The organism is Pelomonas sp. Root405 (genome assembly GCF_001425165.1).
Lineage (GTDB): Bacteria > Pseudomonadota > Gammaproteobacteria > Burkholderiales > Burkholderiaceae_C > Pelomonas.
In genome coordinates, this window is record NZ_LMDU01000001.1 from 1,026,969 (window position 1) to 1,047,519 (window position 20,551).

Consider the following 20,551-nt stretch of genomic DNA (forward strand, 5'->3'; position numbering starts at 1 on the left):
CGCCGGAGTCTGTCATGTACACGCCCAAAGGCCGCCTCGACAACAACACGCTGATCAAGCAGTACAGCCCGTTGGTCCGACGCCTGGCGCACCAGATGATTGCCAAGCTGCCGGCCAACGTCGAAGTGGACGACCTGATCCAGGTCGGCCTCATCGGCCTGACCGACGCGTTGTCGCGCTTTGACGCCGAGCAGGGCGTGCAGTTCGAGACCTTCGCCACCCAGCGCATCCGCGGCGCCATGCTCGACGAGCTGCGTGGCGGCGACTGGATGAGTCGCGGCACGCGCCGCCAGCAGCGCGAGATCGAATCCGCGGTGCACAAGGTCGAGCAGCGCCTCGGCCGTGCGCCGCGCGAGGACGAGATCGCCGCCGAGATGGGCCTGCCATTGGCCGAGTACCAGGACCTGCTGTCCAAGGTGCGCGGCACCCAGCTGGTCTATCTCGAAGACATGTCCGGCGACGACGGTGACAACGACTATCTCGACCGCCATGTGGCCGACGACAACGCCAACCCCGTCGCGCAGTTGCAGGACCACCGCATGCGCGAGGCGCTGGTGGCGGCCATCAAGAACCTGCCCGAGCGCGAGCAGTTCGTGATGAGCATGTACTACGAGCACGACATGAATCTCAAGGAGATTGCGGCCGTGCTCAAGGTCACGGAGTCCCGCGTCTGTCAGCTGCACAGTCAGTCCATTGCAAGGTTGCGCGTTAAGCTGCGTGACTGGTAATTTGCGGGGCTGAGCCCCGCTATACAAGCGGGGACAAACGCATGTTCGGATGGATCAAGGGGGGCGCATCGCCCGCCGTTGCCGTGGCCGAAGAGCCGAGCCGGCGTGAGGACGGTGCAGCGCTGAACGTCGTCAAGCGCCTGGCCCGCTCCATCTCCACAGTGGGCAAGGACGCCGCCGAAGTGCGGGGCGCCCTCGAAGACACGCAGCGCGTCGTGCAGGCCCAGGGCCAGGCGATGCAGGCCCTGGCGCAGCAGCTCAACCAGATCGGTCAGGCCCAGGCGGCCATCGCCACCGCCACCGCCCAAAGCGCGGCCGCCGTGCAGCGCGCGCGCGGTGCCCTCGGTGTCGTTGGCGGCGAGGTCGTCGGCATGGCCACCACGCTGGCCCAGGTCTCCGACGCGGCGGCCGAGATCACCAAGATTTCGCTGCAGACCCGGCTGGTGGCCTTCAACGCCGCGGTTGAGGCCAAGCATGCCGGCGATGCGGGCCGCGGCTTCGCCGTCGTTGCCGAGGCCGTCAAGGCGCTGGCCGGCCAGGTCGAGTCCTCGTCCAAGGCCATCGTCAGCGCGATCTCCAGCCTGCAGGACCGCATCGACCGCTTCAGCGCCGAGCTGACCGAGAACAAGGACAAGCCCAGCCCCATCCACGCCGCCTTCCATGAAGTCGAGGAGGATGTGCAGCGCATCTCCGTGTCGGCCGCCGAGAGCGGCCAGCAGATGAGCCTGCTCAACGAGCGCGCGCATGAGCTGGAGCGTGAGGTGATGGAAGCCTCGCACGGCCTCAAGGTGGCTTTCGACGGCAGCGACCGGTTCCTGCGCATGTCGGAGGAGCTCGTCGAGCAGATCGCCGAAAGTGGCGTCGAAGTCGACGACATGCCTTTCATCCGTGCCGCGCAGCAGGCGGCCGAGGAGATCAGCGCGCTGCTCGAAGACGCGCTGCGCAGCGGTCAGATCAGCCAGGCCGATCTCTTCGACGAGAACTACCGCCCCATCGAAGGCACGAACCCCCAGCAGCACGCGACGCGCTTCTGCCAGCTGACCGACCGCCTCTTCCCCGCCGTGCAGGAAAAGACGCTGGCCTTCAGCGACAAAGTGGTGTTCTGCATTGCGGCCGACCGCAAGGGCTATATCGCGACGCACAACCGCAAGTATTGCCAGCCGCAGCGCCCGGGTGACACGGTCTGGAACACGGCCAACAGCCGCTACCGCCGCATCTTCAATGACCGCACCGGCCTCGCGTCGGCGCGCAACACGCGGCCCTTTCTGCTGCAGACCTATCGCCGCGACATGGGGGGTGGCCGCTTCGTCATCCTGAAAGAGGCGGCGGCGCCGATTGTTGTGGCCGGCAAGCACTGGGGCGGCCTCCGCCTCGCGTTCAACTTCTAGACACGGCCGCTCGGCTGGCGCTTCGGGCCGCTGGCTGCGTTGCTCGTCCTTGCGGGCGCGAGCCCGCGGCGTCCTCGCGCCTTGCCAGCGACCCGCCTCGCCAGCCGCTCGGCCGCGTCTATCGGCAGTCTTCGGCTCTCACTCGGCCACGCACGCCCGGTTCTTGCCGGTGTGCTTGGCTTCGTAGAGGGCCACATCGGCGCGGTCGAGTGCGGCTTCGAGGGTCTCGCCCGGGCGGTACAGGGTCACGCCAGCCGAGAAGGTGACGAAGACGTCCTTGCCCTCGTGGTTGAACAACGCCGCCGACAGCGAACGCTGCAGGCGCAGCAGCACGGCCTGGGCTTCGTCCAGCGGCGTGTTGGGCAGCATCAGCACGAACTCCTCGCCGCCGTAGCGCGCCACCATGTCGCCGGGGCGCAGCGAGGCCTGGGTGCGCTCGGCCAGCGACTTGAGCGCGATGTCGCCGGCATGGTGACCGAGGCTGTCGTTGAGCTTCTTGAAGTTGTCGATGTCCAGCAGCGCCAAGGCGACGCGGGTTGACTCGCGCTCGGACTTCGCTTGCTCGATGCCAAAGGCCTGGATCAGGCCACGGCGATTGGCGACCTGGGTGAGCTGGTCGGTGTGGACCTCGTTGGACAGCCGGCGAAGTTCGCCCTCCAACTCGTCCACGCGCTGGGTCAATGCGGCGGCGCGGTCGTGCTCCAGCGTCAGGCGTTGCTGGGTCTGCGCCACGAGCCCCTGCACGCTGCGGCTCTCCTCGACCATCTCACGCACGGTGCCAGCCAGGCTTTCCAGCGAGTCGGCCTGTTCGATGGCCTCGGCGTAGCGGCCGACGCTGGTCTGGAACCGGTCGGTGTGCTGACCCAGCTCGCCCAGCTCGGCCAGCATGCGCTGGATCAGGCCCTTGAGCGAGTCGCGTGCCCGCGATCGCTCATCACGCAGCGCGCGCTGGCGCTCGCGCGTGCCGGTCAGCAGCTCGGACACGGTGCGCACGCCGCGACCCGACAGGCCTTGCGACAGCGCGTTGTTCATCGCTTCGGCCTGCCCGCGGGCCCAGGAGTCGTCCTCGGCCAGGTCGACCAGGCTGGCACTCAATTCGCGGCACAGGCCGCCGAGTTCGTCGAACAGATGGCGGCGGTGGTCCAGCAGGTGGCGGGCACGCAGGCACAGCGCGGCCATCTGCGTGGCGCGCTCGGGGTTGGCGCCGCCGCTCTTGAGCTCGGCCTGCGCGGCCTCCAGCTCGCGCATCAGTGCGTCGGCCGGCGTGGCCTCGGTCTGTGGCGAGCGCAGCGCGTGGCGTACGGTGGCATTGAGTTCGCCGCTGACATCGGCCCAATGCGGGCTGGCGTCAGCCGGCGTCGGCGCGTCGCGCAGGTCGGTGCGGCTCAGCTCTCCGAATCCGGTGCTTTCGCGGAACCCCGACTCGGCGAAGGTGCTCTCCGAGAAGAACTGGCTGGGCGTGCCGCCTTCCTCGTCGGTCTCCACGCCGCTGCCGTCGCCGTCCTTGTCCCAGCTGGCCACGAGCTGGCCCAGCCGCTTGACGAGCTTGCCGCTGTCACTGCGGCCCAGCTCCAACACGCGCTGGATGCCGTCTTTCTTGCGCGCCAGCGTCCAGTGCTTGCCACCCCGCTCCAGGCCGCGCACCAGGCGTTCGATGGCCTGGGCCAGCGTCTCGGCCTGGGCCGCGGGGCCGGCGACGTCAAGCAGCTTGTCGATCTGGCGCTGCAGCTCGTCGAGCTTCTGGTCGCGCAGTGCGGTCTGCAGATCCTGGCGAGCGGCGCCGGAGGGCAGGGCCAAGGCGATCAGCTTGGACATCAGCTGCTGCAGGCGTTCCGGCACGGCGCCATTGGGCGCGGCCGCGGGTTCGCCGCCGCCCTCGATGGCGTAGGCCCGCGCATAGTTCTCGGGGGTCGGTTCCAGCCGGGCCTGCGCGAGGCGTTGCAGCGCGGCCTTGGCCAACTGGGCCGGCGGCAGTTGCGAACGCATCAGCGTTGCCCGCGAGACGCCGCGTCAGTGCTGCCGTCGGCCTGCGTGATCCAGGGCGCCTTGCGCGGCAGCACGGTCTGCGCGATCCAGCGCTCCAGCTCGTCGGCCGGCAGCGCCTTGCTGAACAGGAAGCCCTGCATCAGCGAGCAGCCCAGGCGGTGCAGCACTTCCATCTGGCGCAGCGTCTCGACGCCTTCGGCGATGACACGCAGGCCCAGCGCTCGGGCCAGCGCGATGATGGCGGTGACGACCGCCGAACTCTGCGGCGTGATGCCGAGATCGCGCACGAAAGTGCGGTCGACCTTCACTTCCGAGATCGGCAGCGTGGTCAGGTAGGCCAGCGACGAGTAGCCGGTGCCGAAGTCGTCGATGGAAATCTCGACGCCGACTTCGTTGAGGCGGTGCAGAGACGGGATGACGTTCTGCAGGTCCTTCATCAAATTGTTCTCGGTGATCTCGAGCTGGATCGACCGGTGCGGCACGCCGTAGGCGCTGACGCACTGGTGGATGTGCTCGACGAGATCGGTGCGTTCGAACAGCCGGCTGGGCAGGTTGACGGCGATGGAGTCGCTGAAGCCGAACTGCAGCTGCCACAGCTTGGCCTGGCGGGCGGCTTCCTTCAGTGCCCATTCGGACAGCGGCACGATGAGGCCGGTCTCCTCGGCCAGCGGGATGAAGTCGGCCGGCGGCACCAGCACATTGCCGCGCTGCCAGCGCATCAATGCCTCGGCGCCCACCATGCGGGCGGCGCGCACATCGATCTTGGGCTGGTAGTGCAGCACGATCTCGTTGCGCTCCAGCGCCTTGTGCAGCGCGCTTTCCAACTCCAGCTTCTGCTTGCCGTGCCCGGCCAGCTGCGGCGAATAGATGGCCGAGGCATTGCGGCCCTGGCTCTTGACCGCGTACATCGCCACGTCGGAGTTGCGCAGCAGGTCGGCCATGGTCTGGCCATCGCGCGGATAGATGGCGATGCCGACGCTGGCGGTGACGAAGCATTCCTGGCCGCCGACGAAGATCGGCTCGCGCAAGGCGTCCAGCACGCGCTGGGCGACGCGCTCGGCGTCGCGCTCGTCGGTCACTTCGGGCAGCAGGGCGACGAACTCGTCTCCACCCAGGCGACCGACGGCTTCGAGGCCGCGGTGGCTGCGGTTGCCCATGCCGTCGAGCACGCCTTCGAGGATCTGGTCGGAGTGGCGCACGCAGCTGCGCAGGCGGCGCCCGACCTCGACGAGCAGCTCGTCGCCGGCCGCATGGCCCAGGGTGTCGTTGATGACCTTGAAGCGGTCCAGGTCGATCAGCAGCAGGCCGACCTCGTGGCCGCCGCGGCGTGCGCTCTCGATGGCACGCTCCACGCGGTAGATCAGCTGGCGGCGGTTCGGCAGGCCGGTCAGCGCATCGAAGTGCGCAAGCTGGCGGATGCGGTCCTCGGCCTGGCGGCGGTCTGTCACGTCCTGCAAGATGCCGGTGTAGCCGTTGACGCCGCCCTGCTCGTTGAATTCCGGCTCGGCCTCGATGTGGACGACGCGCTGGCGGCCGTCGGGCAGCGTCAGCGGCAGGTCGGTGACCAGCACCGACGTGTGGGCGACCACGTCGCGCAGCAGGCGCAGGAAGACATGGCGGTCATCGGCCGGCACCATGCGCATGACGCCGATGAAATCCAGCCTGTCCTGTGGGCCGCGGCCAAACACGCGCAGGCCTTCCGCGGAAATCGCAAAGCTGGCCTTGGTGTCGCGCCACCACTCGAAACTGCCCATGCGGGCCAGGTCCTGGGCGCGGGCCAGCTTGGCCTTGCTGCGCTCCAGTTCGATCCGCGTGCGCGAGCTGCGCAGCAAATAGCGCAGCCGGCCGTCAAGCAGGCTCCATTGCGGCGACTTGACGAAGAAGTCGGTCGCACCGGCCTGGTAGGCGCGGTTGATGGAGGCCTCGTCGTCCAGGCCGGTCAGCATCAGTACAGGCAGGGATTCGAAGCCGGGCGTGGCGCGCAGCAGCGAGCAGGTTTCAAAGCCGTCGAGCTCGGGCATCAGCGCATCCAGCACGACGACGTCGGGTGTGCGTGCGGACAGCAGGCCAAGGGCCTCGCTGCCGCTGGCGGCCTCGGTGACTTCGAAGCCGCGTTCGCGCAGGGCCGCGGCGGTCAACAACAGATTGACCTCGTCATCGTCCACCAGCAGCACACGCGGGCGCGGCGGCAGATCGTCGAGGGCTTGACCGGGTGGCAGCATGAGGCTGTTCTTAAAGCAGCGCGGCCAAGGCCGTGCGTACCTGTTGGATGTCTTGGAGCATAGCGTCCAACTGTTCGGACAGACCCTGGACCTGGCCGTCGCGGACCATGGTTTCGATCTCTGCACAACGCGCAGACAGTGCCATGGCGCCAAGGCTGGCCGATGACGACTTCAGCGTGTGGCTGACATGCCGCACGACTGCGAGGTCAGGGGTGGCGCCTTCGCGGGCACGGGCAAGGTCGGGAAGCAAACGGTCCAGTGAGTTGGAGAAGGCGATCACGACGCGCTCCAGCAGCTTGTTTCCACCACTCGGGTCAAGCTCCCGCAGGCGGCGGATCGCCTCGAGATCGAGCAGGGCTGCGGGATGGGGGGCGGTCATGGGCAAGCGGCGGGTCTAGGGACTCGGCATGCTGCAAATGTAGCTTGGCTGGGTGGGGGGGCAAACGCGAAGGAATGCACAGATATGGCGGGCCGCTAGGTGCTTATTGACATTCGGGCGCCACGGCCGGCGCAAGCGTTGCGCGAGCGCCGTCTCGACGCTCGATGCGCGAGATGCGCTGCCTACAATGCCGCGCATGAACAGCCTCAGCGACGACAGCGCGCTCTCGCCGCGCGGCCCCGAGCGGCGTCTGCCGATGAGGCTGCTGGTGCTGGGGCTGGCGGCGGTCTCGCTGCTGATGCTGGTGCTGGGCGGGCTGGTGGTGCTGGCCCTGATGCGGGTCTGGGGCGGTGATGTCGGCATCGTGCACGCCGCCCTGGTGCTGACGGCTTTCTTCACCGGAGTCATGGTGCTGGTCGCGGCAGCTCTCGGTTGGCATGTCGGCGTGCGCCTGACGCGCCAGCGACTGGCCGAGCCACTGCGCGACGCACGCCAGCAATTGCTGATGCAGGCCCAGCTGCAACGCGACTGGCAATGGGCCACCGATGCCGAACATCGCCTGGTGCGCTGGCAGGCGCCCCAGGGTGTGCCGTCGTCCAGCTGGGTGGGTGCCGGTGCCAGCACCCAGCAGCTATGGGACCGCTTCGAGGCCGCCGAGCCTGCCGCGCAGCTGCGCGAGCGCCTCGACGCCCATCAAGCCTTTGCCGACCTGGAACTGGCGGCCCCCGACGGCGCCACGCGCTGGCGATTGCGCGGCCTGCCCTGCATCGACGCCCATGGGCGGTTCGCCGGCTACCAGGGCACGGCCCGGCCGGACGAAGTCGCTGCGCTGGCGACGACAGTACAGACGCCGCCCGATCTCGCCGCCGAGCACGAGTCCTTCAGCTACACGGTCTCGCATGACCTGCGCGCGCCGTTGCGCGTCGTCGAGGGCTTTGCGCGCATCCTGAAAGAGGACTACGGCGGTCGCCTGGACCGCGTTGGCAACGACCACCTCGACCGCGTCATGGGTGCTGCGGCGCGCATGAACAGCATGATCGACGCACTGCTGTCGTTGAGCCAGCTGTCGACGCGGCCGCTGGCCAGCCAGCCGGTCAACCTCTCCCAGCTGGCCGAGTATGTGATGGAGGAGTTGAGGCGCGCGGCGCCGCAGCGCGAGCTGGTGCTCAACATCGAGCCGGGCCTGAGCGTGCAAGGCGACCCGACGCTGCTGCGCATGGTGCTCGAGAACCTGATCGGCAATGCCTGGAAGTACAGCGCCAAGGTGCCATGCACGGAGATCAGCTTCGGCTGCGTGCAGCAGGCCGGCCGGCGCGTCTTCGTCGTCAGCGACAACGGGGCCGGTTTCGACATGCGTTTTGCCGAACGTTTGTTCGGCGTCTTCCAGCGCCTGCACAGCGCCAGCGACTTCCAGGGCACCGGCGTGGGTCTGGCGCTGGTGCGGCGCATTGTGCGCCGCCATGGCGGCGACATCTGGGCCGAGTCGGCCGTCGGCGAAGGATCGCGCTTTTACTTCACGTTGGGCTGAGCGAGCCGAGGGCCTACTTGGCGCCGGGGCGGGCCAGCAGTTCGACGGCGTCGACGATGCGCCGGGCCTGCTCGGGCAGGCTGTGGCCATCGGCCGATGCCAGGCTCATCAGGCGGGCCAGCGCTTCGTCGCGCGGCAGCGAGTAGCGGTGCATCAGCACACCGACGGCCAGTGCCGTCATGTCCAGCTGCTGCGGCAGCTCGGAGGGCGCGGCAAAGGCTTCTGCGAGCGCCGCAGGCGCGGCCGGCGGGCTGGTCATGACCGGCGTCGTCGAGCGCGCAAAGGCGGCCTCCACGGCGGGCACGATCTGCGAGATGTCCAGCGGCTTGACGAGGTAGGCGACGGCGCCGAGCTCCTTGACCTTGGCCACGGTCGCCTCGTCGGCGAAGGCGGACAGGAACATGAAGGGCGTCTGCAGGAACTCGCGAAGATAGGCGGCGACGTCGAACCCGGTCAGGCCTTCCATGCGGATGTCGAGCAAGGCCAGTTCGGGCCGGTGTTCGCGCGCCAGCAGGATGGCGTCGTCGCCGTTGTCGGCGTCGATGACCTCGAAGCCCGCCTGCGTGAGCCCGTAGCTCAGCGTCGCCAACACCAGACGGTCGTCATCGACGACCAGGATCTTGCCCTTGCTCACCGCGCCCCTTCAACCGTCAATCAAGAACTTGATTTTGTGGCCGGATTGTGAACCACGCTCGGCGGAATCAGCTCCAGGCGGCAGACGACGTCATCGCCCTGCTGTTCCAGGCTCAGGATGGCGCTGCGCCGCGGCAGCAGGGCGCGCACCAGGCCCAGGCCCGACACACCGCTCTTCACGTTCTGCAGCATGAAGCCCTCGGGCAGGCGGCCCGGGTTGACGATCTCGACGGTCACGCCAGCCGGGTCGCAGATGAGCTGGCAGCGCACCTGCGCGCCGTTGCTGTGGCGCAGCGCATTACCCAGCAGCTCGTTCAGGCTCAACGCGATGGGAATGGCCTCGGCCTCGGGCAGGCACCAGTCGTCCATCAGCGCGCCGCCCTCCGCTGTGCTGGTAATGACGCGGCCCTGCATGCGCTGCACCGAGCCGACGATGGCGTCGAACACGCGCTTGAGCACCAGCGGGCCCGTGGCACCGACCTGCAGGCCGTAGACCTGGGCGATGGCCTGCACCTGGCCGACGGCCTCCTTCAGCACGCCCGCCACCTCGGGCCGGCGCGCGGCGATCTGCTGCAGCAGGCCGGCCACGCCCTGCAGGTTGTTCTTGATGCGGTGGTGCACCTCACGCACCAGCAGCTCGCGCTGGGAGATGGCCGCCTGCAGCCGCGCCTGTTCGGCGGCGCGCTGTTCGGTCACGTCGCTGGCGACGAGCAAAAGCAGCTCGGGCGTGTCGTCGCCGCTGACGCCGGCCAGGTGCAGCAGACGCGCATCCCAGATGCGCGTCGTGGCGCCGGCGGGCACGTGGTACTCGCGCTGCACGACCGCCTGCGATTCGAGCGCCTCGCGCATGTCGGCGACGACCTGCGCGCCCTGCTCGGCGCCGAACAGCTGGGCCGGCGTGCCACCCAGCAGTGCGGCTTCGGGCCGGCCGGCCAAGGTGGCTGCGGCCTGGTTGAGCTTGACGACGCGCAGGCTCTGCGCCTCGTGCAGCGTGATGGCCAGCGGCGCGCCCTCGATGATGCGGGCCAGCGAGGCCTGGGCCATGCGGCTCTGCGCCTCGGCCTGGCGGCGGCGGTCGATGTCGAGCAGGGCATAGGTCAGCTGGGTGCCACCGTCCTCGCGCGGCGTCTGCACTGCATTGCCGATGACCCAGAACTCGCGTCCGTCGCGGCCGCGCAGCTTGCACTCGAACACCTCGGCGCCCGGCTCGGCATGGAAGGCATGTTCGTTGTCCTCGGGCGCCAGCACACCCATGGGCTGGCCCTGCACGTCGTCCAGCTCGCAGCTGAACATGCGGCGCGCCGAGCGGTTCATCCATTCGATACCGTCCGGGCCGACGGTGACGATGCCCACCAGCACCGAGTCCAGCACGGCGCGTTCGCTCTCGGCGCGCAGCAGCAGTGCGCTTTCGGCCTGGGCCTGTGCCGTCACGTCCAGCGTCACCACCGACGTCGAGCGGCGGCCGCCGGCCAGCAGCCCGGGCGCGACGCGCGTCAGCAGCCAGCGCCGGCCCAGCTCGGGGTGGCGCACGGCGTAGCGCACCTCGACGGCGTCGCCGCGCTTGAGCGCACGCTGCAGGCGCTCGAATTCAGGCAGCGAGGTCGGCTCGACGATGTCGCGGCTGATGCCCTGCAGCGAGCCGGGGGCGCCACCGGGCTGCTTGGCACCGGTCTTGAACGGCGAGCCCTTGCGATGGGCCTTGAGCCAGCCAGCCTCGGGCTGGAAGGTGGCCAGGCCGACAGCGGCCGTGTCCATCAAGGCGTCGAGCTGCTGGTGGGCGAGGTCGCGTTCATGCAGCGTGCTGTGGTCCTCCAGCACCGCCAGCAGCAGCGAGCGGCCGGCATTGCGCCACAACCGCAGCCGCGCCTGCAGCCAGCGCGGCTGGCCGTGGGGGTCGACGAACTCGGCCTCGGTGATCAGCGGCCCGTCCTGCAGGCGCTGTGCAGTCAGCGCCGGCAGCGGCGTGCCATGGTGCCAGCCGAGCAGGGCCTGCAACAGGTCGGGCAGATCGTTCAGGTGCCGTGGCGAGCCCGGGCACAGGGCGGCGAAGGCGGCGTTTTGGCGCAGCATGCTGCCGTTGCCGGCGTCCGCGAGCAGCGCCGGCAGCGGCATCAGGGCCAGCCATTCCTGCAGCGGCGGCTCGCCGGGGTCGGCGGCGTTCAGGCGCGCGTGCAGCAGCCAGTTGGGGCGCTCGCGCAACAGGTGCAGCGTGACACGCTGGCCGTCCGCGAGCTTGAGCGGCGGCGCGGGCGGCGGTGCTCTGCCGGCGTCGATGGCCTGGGCGGCCTCGCGCAGCCAGCCCTCCAGCCGCGCGCCCGCCGCATGCCGCAAGAGCCGCCAGCCTTCGGCGGCGTCAGCGCCAAGCCAGTCGCGTGCCGCGGGGTTGGCGCGCAGGGCCGACAGGTCCGACCGCAGCGTCAGAACCGGGTCGGCGACGAGGTCGAGCAGGGCGGCGGAGGCGGGCGGGCCGAACATGTTCAGCCGGGACGCAGGCTCATTCGAGCTGCGAGGCCTTGTGCAAGGCCCTCAGCACGCAGGCATTGATCTCGCCCGCGCCCAGCATCAGCGCCTCGGCGCAGTCGCGGTAGTCGAACACCGACCCCGACTCCAGCGCGCGCACCAACTGCAGATAGGGCTGGTAGGGGCCCTCGTCCTCGACCAGCGCCTGGCGCACGCGGTCGGGCACCGGAATGCTTTGCAGCAGCTTCTCGAAGGGCTGCTTAAGCATGTGGTCAAGCAGCGAGAACAGGCCGCAGATGAACATCTCATCGCGCTGCTCGCGCTCGCTCATGTTCTGCGCGAACTCTTCCATCAGCAGGCCGCGCCGCAGCGCGCCGAACATGATGGGTCGCATGCTGTGGTCCTTGCTGGCCGTCGTCAGGAGCAGGGCCAGCCAGCGCTTCATGCGCGCATAGCCCAGCAGCATGATGGCGTGGCGGAAGCTCGACACCTCGACCGGCAGGCCGAAGGCGGCGGAATTCAGGTAACGCAGCAACTTGAAGGCCAGGCTGGGGTCGCGCTTGAGTGTCTGCTCCAGGCGCTCGACGTCTTCACCCTGGTCCACGCGCGACATCAGCTCGACGATGACCTGCAGGTCGGCGGCCACCTCGGGCTTGGCGGCATTGGGCACGGCCTCGAAGGGGCCGTCCATCGGCCAGCCGATGACGGCGCTGGCGCCGGCGTTGAAGCTGGCATCGATGGCCTCGGCACCGTGCACGCCGGCGTGCACCGGCAGCATGCCGGCCGGGGCCGCCTGGCCGGGTTCGACCACCACCTGCTTGAACACGGTGGCAATCTCGGTGGGCAGGGTCGCCTGGGGCAGGCCCTTGAGCAGGCCGCTGTGGCCGGCGGCCTTCAAGGCGGCCAGCGAGGCGCCGTGCTCGGGGTCGGCCGCGATGAAGGCGGGCACCTCGATCTGCGTCGGCTCAGCCGGCGGCTGGGTCAGCAGGGCGGCCAGCAGGGCCTCGCCCTGGGGGCTGATGACGGCGCCACCCTTCGGCCAGGTGGCGGCCAGCGCGCCGAGCAGCTCGGCATGGTCGACCTTGGCGTCAGGCCGCAGCGGTACCAGCGTCAGCCGCGTGCCGGCAATGGCGCGCTGCCGGTCGATGACGGGCGCATAGCCCAGGGCGATGCCGGGCAGGATGGCGTGATCGAGGGCGGCTGGGATGTTGTCGGACATGGCGCGGCGCTGGGTGCGATGAATGCGGCAGTCTGCCATGAGCGCTGCCGGGCCATGGCGGCGATTCGTGACGAATTCGACCCCCTGGGCCCAAGGCTCAAGGCTGCGTGGGCCTGTCCAGGCCGTGCGCGCCGCTGCCGCCGAGTGGTGGGCCGCTGCGCTCGGCCAGCTCGCGCCAGCTGACTTGCTGGCGCCAGGCGTGGTCGATGCGGCCTTCCTGGACGCTGCTGTGCTCGGCAAAATAGCGCGATGGCGAACCGCCATAACAACGGCGCCAGACCTTGGCCAGGTGCGACGAATCGCTGAAACCGGCGATCTGGGCCACCTCGGTCAGCGAACGGCCGCTGCCGTACAAGGCCGCTGCCCGCTGGATCTTCACCGCCAGGCTGAACTGCCGGACGCTGATGCCCAGGGCTTCGACAAAGCGGCGCGAAGCAAGCGTTGCGGACATGCCCACCTGCCGGCCCAGCGCGGCCAGGCTCTGGCCCGGGTCGATCCGCAGCGAGGCCATCATTTGCAATGCGCGCGCGTCGGGCGGCAGGTAGCGCGCCACGCCGTCGGCCAGGCTGCTGATCTGAAGCTGCATGGCCGCGTGGAGTTGCCGCCCCGTCAGTGCGCGCATGGCAAAGGCCTGGGCGCACGACAGCAGCCCGGCGAACCGGTGCTCATCGAGAACCAGCACCGGCTCGGCCAGCGCCCCGCGGCTGAAGGTGCTGTAGCGCGTGTGCGAAGGCTCCAGGTCGACCAATGCCGCCGGGCGCGCGCCGGAATCCATGCGCCGCGCCACGAAGGGCCGCACGGCGAGCAGGCGACCGCGCCACTGCTTCGCGCCGACCGACACGGTCAGCGGTTCTTGCGTGAGCGCGCAGGCAATCGTCACCGAGTGCCGGCAGACGTGGGAGTGGATGGCCGGCGCGGTGTAGATGAAGCAGTCGCCCAGCAAGCCCAGGCGTGTCTGCGATTGAGGGTCAGGCATGGGGCGCCGATGCTCGGGCAGTGCGCGGCATGTGTCAACGCCGCACGGCACCGCGCTCGACGTCGAAGCGTGCCTGTGCGCGCATGGCCTTCTGCTCCATGCTGAGCGATGCGGTCGTCTCGTCGCGCATCAGCTCCAGCAGCCGACGCGCGACGGCATCGTCCTCGGCATAGAGCTGTCGGCCCGCTTCGGCCCCGAAGTGGCTGGTCCGCAGCGCCTGCAAGGTGGTCAGCTGGGCCAGCCCTTCCTCGGGCACCAGCGGCGCCTCGTCGGGCGGGAATGCTGCCCGTTGCGCGGCCTGGTAGTCGTCCATGCGGGCGAGCAGCTCGCGGGCGCGCGCCGCAGCGGGCGCGGGCAGCCCGGCCAGCTCGGCGTCGAGGCGCGCGGTGCGGTCGGCCCCCTCGTGCAGGGCGAGCAGCTCCTCGATGCGCAGGCGCAGCAGCTGGTCTTGCACCAGCCGGCCGTGGGCGTCGACTCGGAACGCGCCCTGGCTCGCGCCGGGTGTTGCGGCGGCCAGGCCCGCTGCCGGAGCAGGGGGCTCGCTGGTCAGCAGCAACGGGGCCGACCCCGTCGCTTGCTGCGCTGCCACCGCGCTGGCGGCCGGCGGAGCGGCGGCTGTTGCGGGAGCGGCAGCTGACTGTGGTTCGTCGGCGTCCCGGGCTTGCCAGCCCAGCACGCCCAGAACAGCAGCGGCGACCGCAACGGCGAGGATCAGCGGCCGTCGAACATGCTTTTCAAGCATCGAGCATCACCCGCTGCCGGGGCCGTCAGTACGGGCAGTTGTCGTTGTAGCGGTCGAAGACCGCCGACGTGGCGTAGGCGTCATGCGCGGCGCCGCACAGGAAGGGCGAATAGCGCGTGTCGGCATCGACGAAGCGCTTCATCCAGGCCACGCCGTAGCGCCCGATGGGCGTGTTGGTGCTGTTGGGCGCGAAGTGGCTGGCGCCGTTCAGTTCCGCATAGGCCTTGAAGGTCGTGGCCGGCAGGCTGGCGTAGAACGGCCGGGCGTGGCTGGCGACCCGCGCGACGCTGTCGCCATCGGCGCCGACGATCAGCGTCGGCACACGCACGCCGTCAAAACGGGTCGAGGTGTTCCACGGGGTCAGCGGCAGTGCGGCCTTCAGCGTCGGGTTGTTCTGCGCTGCGATCAGGGCGCCGCCGCCGCCCATGGAATGCCCGGCCACCGCCAGCTTGCTGCTGTCGACCCGGCTGCGCACGGTGCTGCTGGCGCTGTTGAGCACGTGGTTGAGCGCCGCCATCAGCTGCGTGGCGCGGCTGGCCGGCTGGTCATACGTGCTGTTGGTGTTGATGGTGATCACCACCAGGCCGTGCGTGGCCAGGCGCCGGCCCAGCCAGGCGATGGACGACTCGGTCGCCGTGAAGCCCGGGCTCATCGCCACCACGCCGTATTGGCCGCTGGTGGTCGGGTAGTAGATGGTGCCGCCACCGAACCCGCGCGGTGAGAACACGCGGCTGCTCGATACCGCGAAGGGGCCTGCGGTGACGTTGAGGCTGGACGACGTCGGGGTCGGGCCGACCTGCGCCGAGGCCGCGGTGGCCAGGGCGCTGACGGCGGGAACGATGACGGCACGCAGAACGCGTCCCAGCAGGGCTTGCGGTTTCATGAAGTCTCCTAGGGTGGTGTGGCGGCCAAGGCGAGGCAAGGCAAGGCGCAAAGCCCGGCACGCGCCGGCAGTCTAGGAATCGACCACCGCATCGCCTTGTACGGAACGCACCCGCGTCCCCCTAGAAGTGCCTGAGAAAAACCCGCACGGCCGCCCCGCACCGGGGGCCGCGCGCTGGCTCAACCCTGGATGTACTGGAACAGCGACATGCGCTGCACCAGCGCATACGTCTTCAGCGCGGTGTCGTAGCCGGTTTGCTGGTTCTGGAACTCGGAGATGCCCTTGACCATGTCCAGGTCCTCGGCGGCGCTCTTTTCCTCGGCGTTGTATTGCTTGAGCGCGGCCAGGCGCGTCTCGGTGCCATCGAGGTTGTTCAGCCGCTCACCGATCTGGCTGCGCACGTTCTGCAGGCTGCCCATGGCGGCATCGATGTCGCGCATCCGGCCGGTGTTGCTCTGTGCGATCTGGGCGTTGTTGCGCAGCGGCGTCTTCAGCTCGGTGATGGCGCGGTCCAGCACGTCGAAGAGCTTGAGCGAATTGGTGGCGGGTGCGACCGAGAAGTTGTCGCCGTCGGCCGGCGTGCCCGTCACGGCCAGGCTGATGCCGTCGAAGACGATGTTCTGGCCCGACTTATAAGGGCCGCCCGCCACGCCCGCGCCGGTGTCGGTGTTGGTGACGCTGTAGGTCTGGGCCGGCGCGGTGCCGGCGATGTCGATGCGGTAGTTCTGGCCGGTGACCAGCGTCGGGTTGGTGACGCGGCCGGAGTCGATCCAGGCCGAGGCCGGCTGGCCGGTGATGGCGTTGGCGTTGGCGTCGGTGACGAAGCTGCCGTTGCCGCTGCGCGCCTGCTCCCAGGCGGCGCGGCCGTCGATGCTGAGCTGGAAGCTGTCGATGTTGCCCGTCTGAATGCTGCCCGCCACGCCGACGTACGTGACGCCGCCGGCCTGGTCCAGGAAGGGCGGATTGGCCGAGCCCTGGCCGGAGAACAGGTAACCGCCACCGCCGTCCGGGCGGTTGGCGATGGACAGCAGCTGGTCACGGATGCCCTGCAGCTTGTTGGCCAGGCCCTGGCGCTCGGCGTCGGAATAGCTGGCGTTGCCGGCCGAGACCATGGCCTCGCGCGCCTGCTGCATCAGCTCGTTGGCATCGCCCAGGGCCGACTCGGCCAGCGTCATGCTGTTGCGGCTGGCCTCCAGCGCGCGCTGGTTGGCGTCGACGCGGCCCATGGTGGCCAGCGCCCGCTCGGCGCGCGCGGCGCCCGTGGGGTCGTCGCTGGCCATGGCGATGCGCTTGCCCGAGGTCAGCTGCAGCTGCTGGTGCTGCAGCGTCTGCTGGCGGCGCTGCAGGTTGGCGATGGACGCGTCGAAGAGGTTGGCGGTGGCGAGTCTCATGGTTTACCTCGGGCGTTCATCGGGCGGCAATGCGCATCAGTTCATCAAACAGCGTCTGCGCTGTCTGCAGCACCTTGGCGGCGGCCTGATAGCCCTGCTGGAACTGCATCAGCCGCGCGGCTTCCTCGTCGAGGTTGACACCGGCCTGGCCAGCGCGAATGGTCTCGGCGTCGCTGGCGACACTGACCGACACGCCGGACAGGTAGTTGGCGCTCTGCACGCGGGCGCCGATGTCGCTCATCGCCGCTGCGTAGGCATCGTTGATCGTCGAGCCGGCCGTGATGCCGCCGCCGGCCAGCAGCTGGCGGCCGACGAAGCCCTCGGTCTGGATGTTGAGGAAGGCCTTGGCATTGCCGTTGTTGGTGCTGACGTAGACCGTCGGGTCCAGCGAGATCCGGTCGCCCAGGCGCGGCACGCCGTTGGTGCGCAACTCGAAGCCGAGGTCGATGCCGGCCGCCGGTTCGTTGCCGATGGCCTGGCCCGGGCTCCAGCTGCCATTGAGCACGGTGCCGTCGGCCAGCGTGAGCGTGTACAGCACATTGGCCGGGTTGGCCGGGTCGGGGCCGCCGAAGTCGAGGGTCAACGGCGCCTTGGTCGCGTCGAAGCTGCCGTTGACGGCATAGATGCTCTCGACGCTGACCGTGCCGGTGTTGTTGACCGCGGCCGACGCCGTCAGCGGCGCCGCAGCGGCGATGCCGGACGGGTTGTCGAGCACGCGGCGCATCTCGATGGCCGCGGCGCCGACGGGCTCGATCAGGAAGCTCTCGCCCGGGTTAGGCGGCCCCGGCGTGAAGGCGATCTGGAAGCCGTCGATGGTGTCGCCATCGGCGACGGTGCGCACCAGGCCGTCGGACAGGCGTGTCAGCTCGTAGGCGCCGGGCGCGCTGGAAGTCAGCTTGTAGCTGCTGGCCTGCAACTGGCTGGCGTTGACGATGGTGGCCTGCACGCCATTGACGAAGCCGCCGCCGGGGTTGCGCAGGTTGCTGGCTGCCGGCATGACCTTCGGCGTCGCGACATTGAAGATGTTGCCGCCCTTGCCCGGCGGGTTGGACAGGTCCAGGCCGAGGCCGTTCTGCTCGTTGACGCGCGTGCCGATGGCGGCGGCGAGCTGGCCGAGCAGGTTCTTGGCGTCCTGCAGGTCCTTGTTCTGGAAGGCGAGCAGGGCGGTCATCGAGCCGCCGGTCAGCACGCTCTCGTCCAGCGGCCGGCTCAGGCCGCCTTCGTTCAGGGCCAGCACGGCGCGCTGCGGGTCGTAGGCATCGCCGGAGATCTGCAGCGATGAGGCCTGGCTGCCCAGCACCAGGCGCTGGCCGCCGCCGATGAATACGCCGACGGTGCCGTCGTCGGCCGCCAGCGTCGTCACGGCCACATGCTCGCCCAGCTGGGAGATGAGCAGGTCGCGCCGGTCGAGCAGGTCGTTCGGCGTGTGGCCGGCGCCGCGCGTCTTGGAGATCTGGTCGTTGATGCCGGCGATCTGCTGGGCCAGTTGGTTGACGATGCCGACGGTGGCCTTGAGGTCGCTGACAACGCCGGCCTGGATGTCGGCGAGCTGGGCGCCGGCGTTGGCAAAGCGCACGGCCATCTCGTTGGCGCGGCCCAGCGCCACCTGGCGGGCGGCGGGGTCGTTGGGCCGGCTGGTCACGTCGACCATGGCGTTGAGGAACTGGCTGGCCGCATAGCCCAGGCCGTCGGTGCCGGGCTGGAAGACCTTCTCCATGCGTGAGAGCTGCTCGGCGCGCGTCGCGTCGGCCGAAGCGGTGGCCTTGGAGCTGGCGGCTTCCTTGGTGAGGAACTCGTTGTGCGAGCGCACGACGGTCTTGACGTCCACGCCTTTGCCGAAAAAGCCCGCGCCGGTGAACTGGCCGGCCGACGGCGTCAGCACGACGGACTGGCGCGAATAGCCTGGCGAGTTGGCGTTGGCGATGTTCTGGCCGATGGTCTGCAATGCCGCCTGATTGGCGAACATCGCGCGGGCGCCGAGGGTGAGCAAGCCGGCCATCGTGTCGTCCTTATGCCATCAACGTGCTTTGCACGCGTTGGGTGGTTTGGATGGTTCTCGCAATCTTTTCGGCATAAGCCGGGTCGGTCGCGTAGCCGGCCTGCTGCAGGCCGCGCGCGAAGCCGGCGGCGTTGCCGTTCTGGGCTTGGGCGACGACCTTGGCATAGCGGTCGTTGCTGCCCAGCAGCTTGGCGTAGTCCTTGAAGGCCTCGTCGTAGCTGCCGTAGGCGCGGAACTTGGCCGTGACCTTGACCGCCTGGCCGTTGATGACCTCGGTGGTGCGCACGTCGACGGTTTTGCCCTTCCAGCCTGGCGTCGCCTTGATGCCGAAGATGTTGTGGCTCTTGGTGCCGTCGGCGCCCGTGATCTCGCGCTTGCCCCAGCCGCTCTCGTGCGCCGCCTGGGCCACCATGAAGCTGGCCGGGATGCCGGTGGAAGCCGACGCCGACTTGGCCGCGGCGTCGTGCTGCTGGATGAAGCTCTGCACGTGGTTGGGAATGCCCTTGGTGGCCAGCGCCGGCAGGGCCTGGGCCAGCGTCGTCCGGCTGGCTTGCCGAACCTTCTCGGGCGACAGGTCCTGGATGCCCATCTGGCGGGCCAGCTGCTTCTGGATGGCCTCCGACAGGCCGCCCGGCAGGCCGCTCATCTTGCCGGCGAACTGCGTGTCCAGCATCTCGCTGCCGAGCTGCGTCGCGTTGTTGTCGAGCATGCCGCTGGCCAGCGTCGAGGCGCGCATGCTCTTCATGACTTCCTGCATGAACAGCGATTCGAACTGCTTGGCGGTCTCGCGGATCTGGGCCTTGGGATCGCGCGAGGCGGCGGCCTTGAGCGCGTCGAGGCTGCCAAGGCCCTGGCCGGCAATGGACTGGAAGGACGAGGACATCAGATCACCTCAAGCTCGGCATTCAGGGCGCCCGCGCTCTTCATGGCCTGCAGGATCGCGAGCAGATCCTGGGGCGTGGCGCCGAGCGAGTTCAGCGCCTTGACGACATCGGCCAGGCGCGCGCCGGCGGCCAGCTGGATCAGGCTGCCGGGCTCCTGGCGGATGGAGATGTCGGCCTTCTCGGCCACCGTCGTCTGCCCACCGGACAAGGCATTGGGCTGGCTGATGATGGGCGTGGAGCTGATGGTCACCGACAGGCTGCCATGGGCCACGGCGCAGGCGGACAGCGTGACGGCCTGGTTCATGACGATGGAGCCGGTGCGGGCATTGATGACGATGCGGGCCGCGGCGGGTGCCAGGTCGATGGCCAGGTTCTCGACGTCGGCCAGGAAGGCGACGCGGTCGTCCGGCGTGGCGGGCGCCTTCACGCGCACGACGCGGCCGTCCAGCGCCTGGGCGATGCCGGCGCCCTTCGCCTTGTTGATGGCCTGGGCAACCGCGCGGGCGGTGGCGAAGTCGCTGCTGTTGAGGTCGAACTGGATGCTGTCGCCCTGGGCCAGCGGCGTCGGCACCGAGCGCTCGACGAGGGCGCCTGCCGGGATGCGGCCCGCGCTGAGGTGGTTGATCTGCACCTTGGACCCGCCGGCCGAGGCGCCAGCGCCGCCCACCACCAGGTTGCCCTGGGCGATGGCGTAGACCTGGCCGTCGGCGCCGCGCAGCGGCGTGGCGATCAGCGTGCCGCCGCGCAGGCTCTTGGCGTTACCGATGGACGAGACATTGATGTCGAGCTGCTGGCCGGGCTGCGCAAACGCCGGCAGCGAGGCCGTCACCATGACGGCGGCGATGTTGCGCGGCTGCATGGTCACGCCCTGGGGCAGCAGCACGCCGAACTGCTGCAGCATGGCGGTCAGGCTCTGGCCGGTAAAGGGCGCCTGCGTCGTCTGGTCGCCAGTGCCGTCCAGACCGACGATGAGGCCATAGCCCGTCAACGGGTTGGAGCGCACGCCGGCGATGGACGCGACTTCCTTGATGCGCGCGGCTTGCACCGGGGAAACCGGGGCCAGCACGACGGCCAGGGCGAGGAGGAGGGCTTGCAGGTACTTCACTCGGCAGATTCTGCGGATGCTTGAGCCC

General features: G+C 69.5%; 16 protein-coding genes. 3 read left to right on the forward strand and 13 right to left on the reverse strand.

Annotated features, from left to right (window positions below; all coding sequences use genetic code 11):
- Positions 1-14 precede the first annotated feature (14 nt).
- Positions 15-728 carry an RNA polymerase sigma factor FliA gene (locus tag ASC81_RS04570; protein WP_056263236.1) on the forward strand — a complete coding sequence of 238 codons (714 nt, stop codon included), beginning with the start codon at positions 15-17 and terminating at the stop codon, positions 726-728.
- Between the two features lie 41 nt (positions 729-769).
- Positions 770-2,116, forward strand: coding sequence for a methyl-accepting chemotaxis protein (locus ASC81_RS04575; protein WP_056263237.1), 1,347 nt, complete (start codon positions 770-772; stop codon positions 2,114-2,116).
- Between the two features lie 138 nt (positions 2,117-2,254).
- Here the strand turns inward: ASC81_RS04575 and ASC81_RS04580 are convergent, their stop codons facing one another.
- From ASC81_RS04580 to ASC81_RS04590, 3 genes are read right to left on the reverse strand one after another with little or no spacing between them, the layout of a single operon-like run.
- Positions 2,255-4,102: a GGDEF domain-containing protein gene (locus tag ASC81_RS04580; protein WP_056263241.1), complete on the reverse strand. Its 1,848-nt coding sequence runs from the start codon at positions 4,100-4,102 to the stop codon at positions 2,255-2,257.
- Positions 4,102-6,324 carry a bifunctional diguanylate cyclase/phosphodiesterase gene (locus ASC81_RS04585; protein WP_056263242.1) on the reverse strand — a complete coding sequence of 741 codons (2,223 nt, stop codon included), beginning with the start codon at positions 6,322-6,324 and terminating at the stop codon, positions 4,102-4,104. Before ASC81_RS04585 ends, ASC81_RS04580 begins: the two co-directional genes overlap by 1 nt.
- A 10-nt stretch (positions 6,325-6,334) precedes the next feature.
- Entirely contained in the window at positions 6,335-6,703 is a 369-nt protein-coding gene (locus ASC81_RS04590; RefSeq protein ID WP_056263244.1) for an Hpt domain-containing protein, read from the reverse strand.
- A 196-nt stretch (positions 6,704-6,899) separates the two neighbouring features.
- Here ASC81_RS04590 and ASC81_RS04595 point away from each other — a divergent pair, with 196 nt between their 5' ends.
- The gene (locus ASC81_RS04595; RefSeq protein WP_056263245.1) at positions 6,900-8,231 is read left to right on the forward strand and encodes an ATP-binding protein; all 1,332 of its coding nucleotides are present in this window, start codon (positions 6,900-6,902) and stop codon (positions 8,229-8,231) included.
- Positions 8,232-8,244: 13 nt separating this feature from the next.
- On the opposite strand, the gene ASC81_RS04600 is transcribed toward ASC81_RS04595, so the two are convergent.
- The 10 genes from ASC81_RS04600 to ASC81_RS04645 all read right to left on the reverse strand — a co-directional run bounded on the left by ASC81_RS04600 (position 8,245) and on the right by ASC81_RS04645 (position 20,514).
- A complete protein-coding gene (locus ASC81_RS04600) occupies positions 8,245-8,865 on the reverse strand; it encodes a response regulator (protein WP_056263247.1) in 621 nt (206 codons plus the stop codon).
- Between the two features lie 20 nt (positions 8,866-8,885).
- Positions 8,886-11,339, reverse strand: coding sequence for a PAS domain-containing protein (locus tag ASC81_RS04605; RefSeq protein WP_056263250.1), 2,454 nt, complete (start codon positions 11,337-11,339; stop codon positions 8,886-8,888).
- 19 nt (positions 11,340-11,358) lie between these two features.
- A complete protein-coding gene (locus ASC81_RS04610; protein ID WP_082536322.1) occupies positions 11,359-12,543 on the reverse strand; it encodes an EAL and HDOD domain-containing protein in 1,185 nt (394 codons plus the stop codon).
- A gap of 97 nt (positions 12,544-12,640) precedes the next feature.
- Positions 12,641-13,519 (reverse strand): AraC family transcriptional regulator, encoded by an 879-nt coding sequence (locus tag ASC81_RS04615; RefSeq protein ID WP_056263254.1) that lies wholly within the window; start codon positions 13,517-13,519, stop codon positions 12,641-12,643.
- A 34-nt stretch (positions 13,520-13,553) separates the two neighbouring features.
- Positions 13,554-14,261, reverse strand: a complete 708-nt coding sequence (locus ASC81_RS04620) for a hypothetical protein (RefSeq protein ID WP_056263256.1) — start codon at positions 14,259-14,261, stop codon at positions 13,554-13,556.
- Between the two features lie 25 nt (positions 14,262-14,286).
- Positions 14,287-15,144: an alpha/beta hydrolase gene (locus tag ASC81_RS04625; RefSeq protein ID WP_082536249.1), complete on the reverse strand. Its 858-nt coding sequence runs from the start codon at positions 15,142-15,144 to the stop codon at positions 14,287-14,289.
- A gap of 179 nt (positions 15,145-15,323) precedes the next feature.
- The gene (gene flgL, locus ASC81_RS04630) at positions 15,324-16,535 is read right to left on the reverse strand and encodes a flagellar hook-associated protein FlgL (RefSeq protein WP_056263258.1); all 1,212 of its coding nucleotides are present in this window, start codon (positions 16,533-16,535) and stop codon (positions 15,324-15,326) included.
- Between the two features lie 16 nt (positions 16,536-16,551).
- On the reverse strand, positions 16,552-18,534 hold the full coding sequence (flgK, locus tag ASC81_RS04635) for a flagellar hook-associated protein FlgK (protein ID WP_056263260.1): 1,983 nt from the start codon (positions 18,532-18,534) through the stop codon (positions 16,552-16,554).
- 10 nt (positions 18,535-18,544) lie between these two features.
- Positions 18,545-19,417: a flagellar assembly peptidoglycan hydrolase FlgJ gene (gene flgJ, locus ASC81_RS04640; protein WP_056263262.1), complete on the reverse strand. Its 873-nt coding sequence runs from the start codon at positions 19,415-19,417 to the stop codon at positions 18,545-18,547.
- Entirely contained in the window at positions 19,417-20,514 is a 1,098-nt protein-coding gene (locus ASC81_RS04645) for a flagellar basal body P-ring protein FlgI (protein WP_200946715.1), read from the reverse strand. The genes flgJ and ASC81_RS04645 overlap by 1 nt, the downstream gene beginning before the upstream one ends.
- Positions 20,515-20,551: the final 37 nt, after the last annotated feature.

What these genes read in the sequence shown, in the direction of transcription:
- ASC81_RS04570 (WP_056263236.1), top strand. Translation starts at nt 15, where the DNA reads ATGTACACGCCCAAAGGCCGCCTCGACAACAACACGCTGATCAAGCAG.
- ASC81_RS04575 (WP_056263237.1), top strand. Translation starts at nt 770, where the DNA reads ATGTTCGGATGGATCAAGGGGGGCGCATCGCCCGCCGTTGCCGTGGCC.
- ASC81_RS04580 (WP_056263241.1), bottom strand. Translation starts at nt 4,102, where the DNA reads ATGCGTTCGCAACTGCCGCCGGCCCAGTTGGCCAAGGCCGCGCTGCAA.
- ASC81_RS04585 (WP_056263242.1), bottom strand. Translation starts at nt 6,324, where the DNA reads ATGCTGCCACCCGGTCAAGCCCTCGACGATCTGCCGCCGCGCCCGCGT.
- ASC81_RS04590 (WP_056263244.1), bottom strand. Translation starts at nt 6,703, where the DNA reads ATGACCGCCCCCCATCCCGCAGCCCTGCTCGATCTCGAGGCGATCCGC.
- ASC81_RS04595 (WP_056263245.1), top strand. Translation starts at nt 6,900, where the DNA reads ATGAACAGCCTCAGCGACGACAGCGCGCTCTCGCCGCGCGGCCCCGAG.
- ASC81_RS04605 (WP_056263250.1), bottom strand. Translation starts at nt 11,339, where the DNA reads ATGTTCGGCCCGCCCGCCTCCGCCGCCCTGCTCGACCTCGTCGCCGAC.
- ASC81_RS04610 (WP_082536322.1), bottom strand. Translation starts at nt 12,543, where the DNA reads ATGTCCGACAACATCCCAGCCGCCCTCGATCACGCCATCCTGCCCGGC.
- ASC81_RS04615 (WP_056263254.1), bottom strand. Translation starts at nt 13,519, where the DNA reads ATGCCTGACCCTCAATCGCAGACACGCCTGGGCTTGCTGGGCGACTGC.
- ASC81_RS04620 (WP_056263256.1), bottom strand. Translation starts at nt 14,261, where the DNA reads ATGCTTGAAAAGCATGTTCGACGGCCGCTGATCCTCGCCGTTGCGGTC.
- ASC81_RS04625 (WP_082536249.1), bottom strand. Translation starts at nt 15,144, where the DNA reads ATGAAACCGCAAGCCCTGCTGGGACGCGTTCTGCGTGCCGTCATCGTT.
- flgL (WP_056263258.1), bottom strand. Translation starts at nt 16,535, where the DNA reads ATGAGACTCGCCACCGCCAACCTCTTCGACGCGTCCATCGCCAACCTG.
- flgK (WP_056263260.1), bottom strand. Translation starts at nt 18,534, where the DNA reads ATGGCCGGCTTGCTCACCCTCGGCGCCCGCGCGATGTTCGCCAATCAG.
- flgJ (WP_056263262.1), bottom strand. Translation starts at nt 19,417, where the DNA reads ATGTCCTCGTCCTTCCAGTCCATTGCCGGCCAGGGCCTTGGCAGCCTC.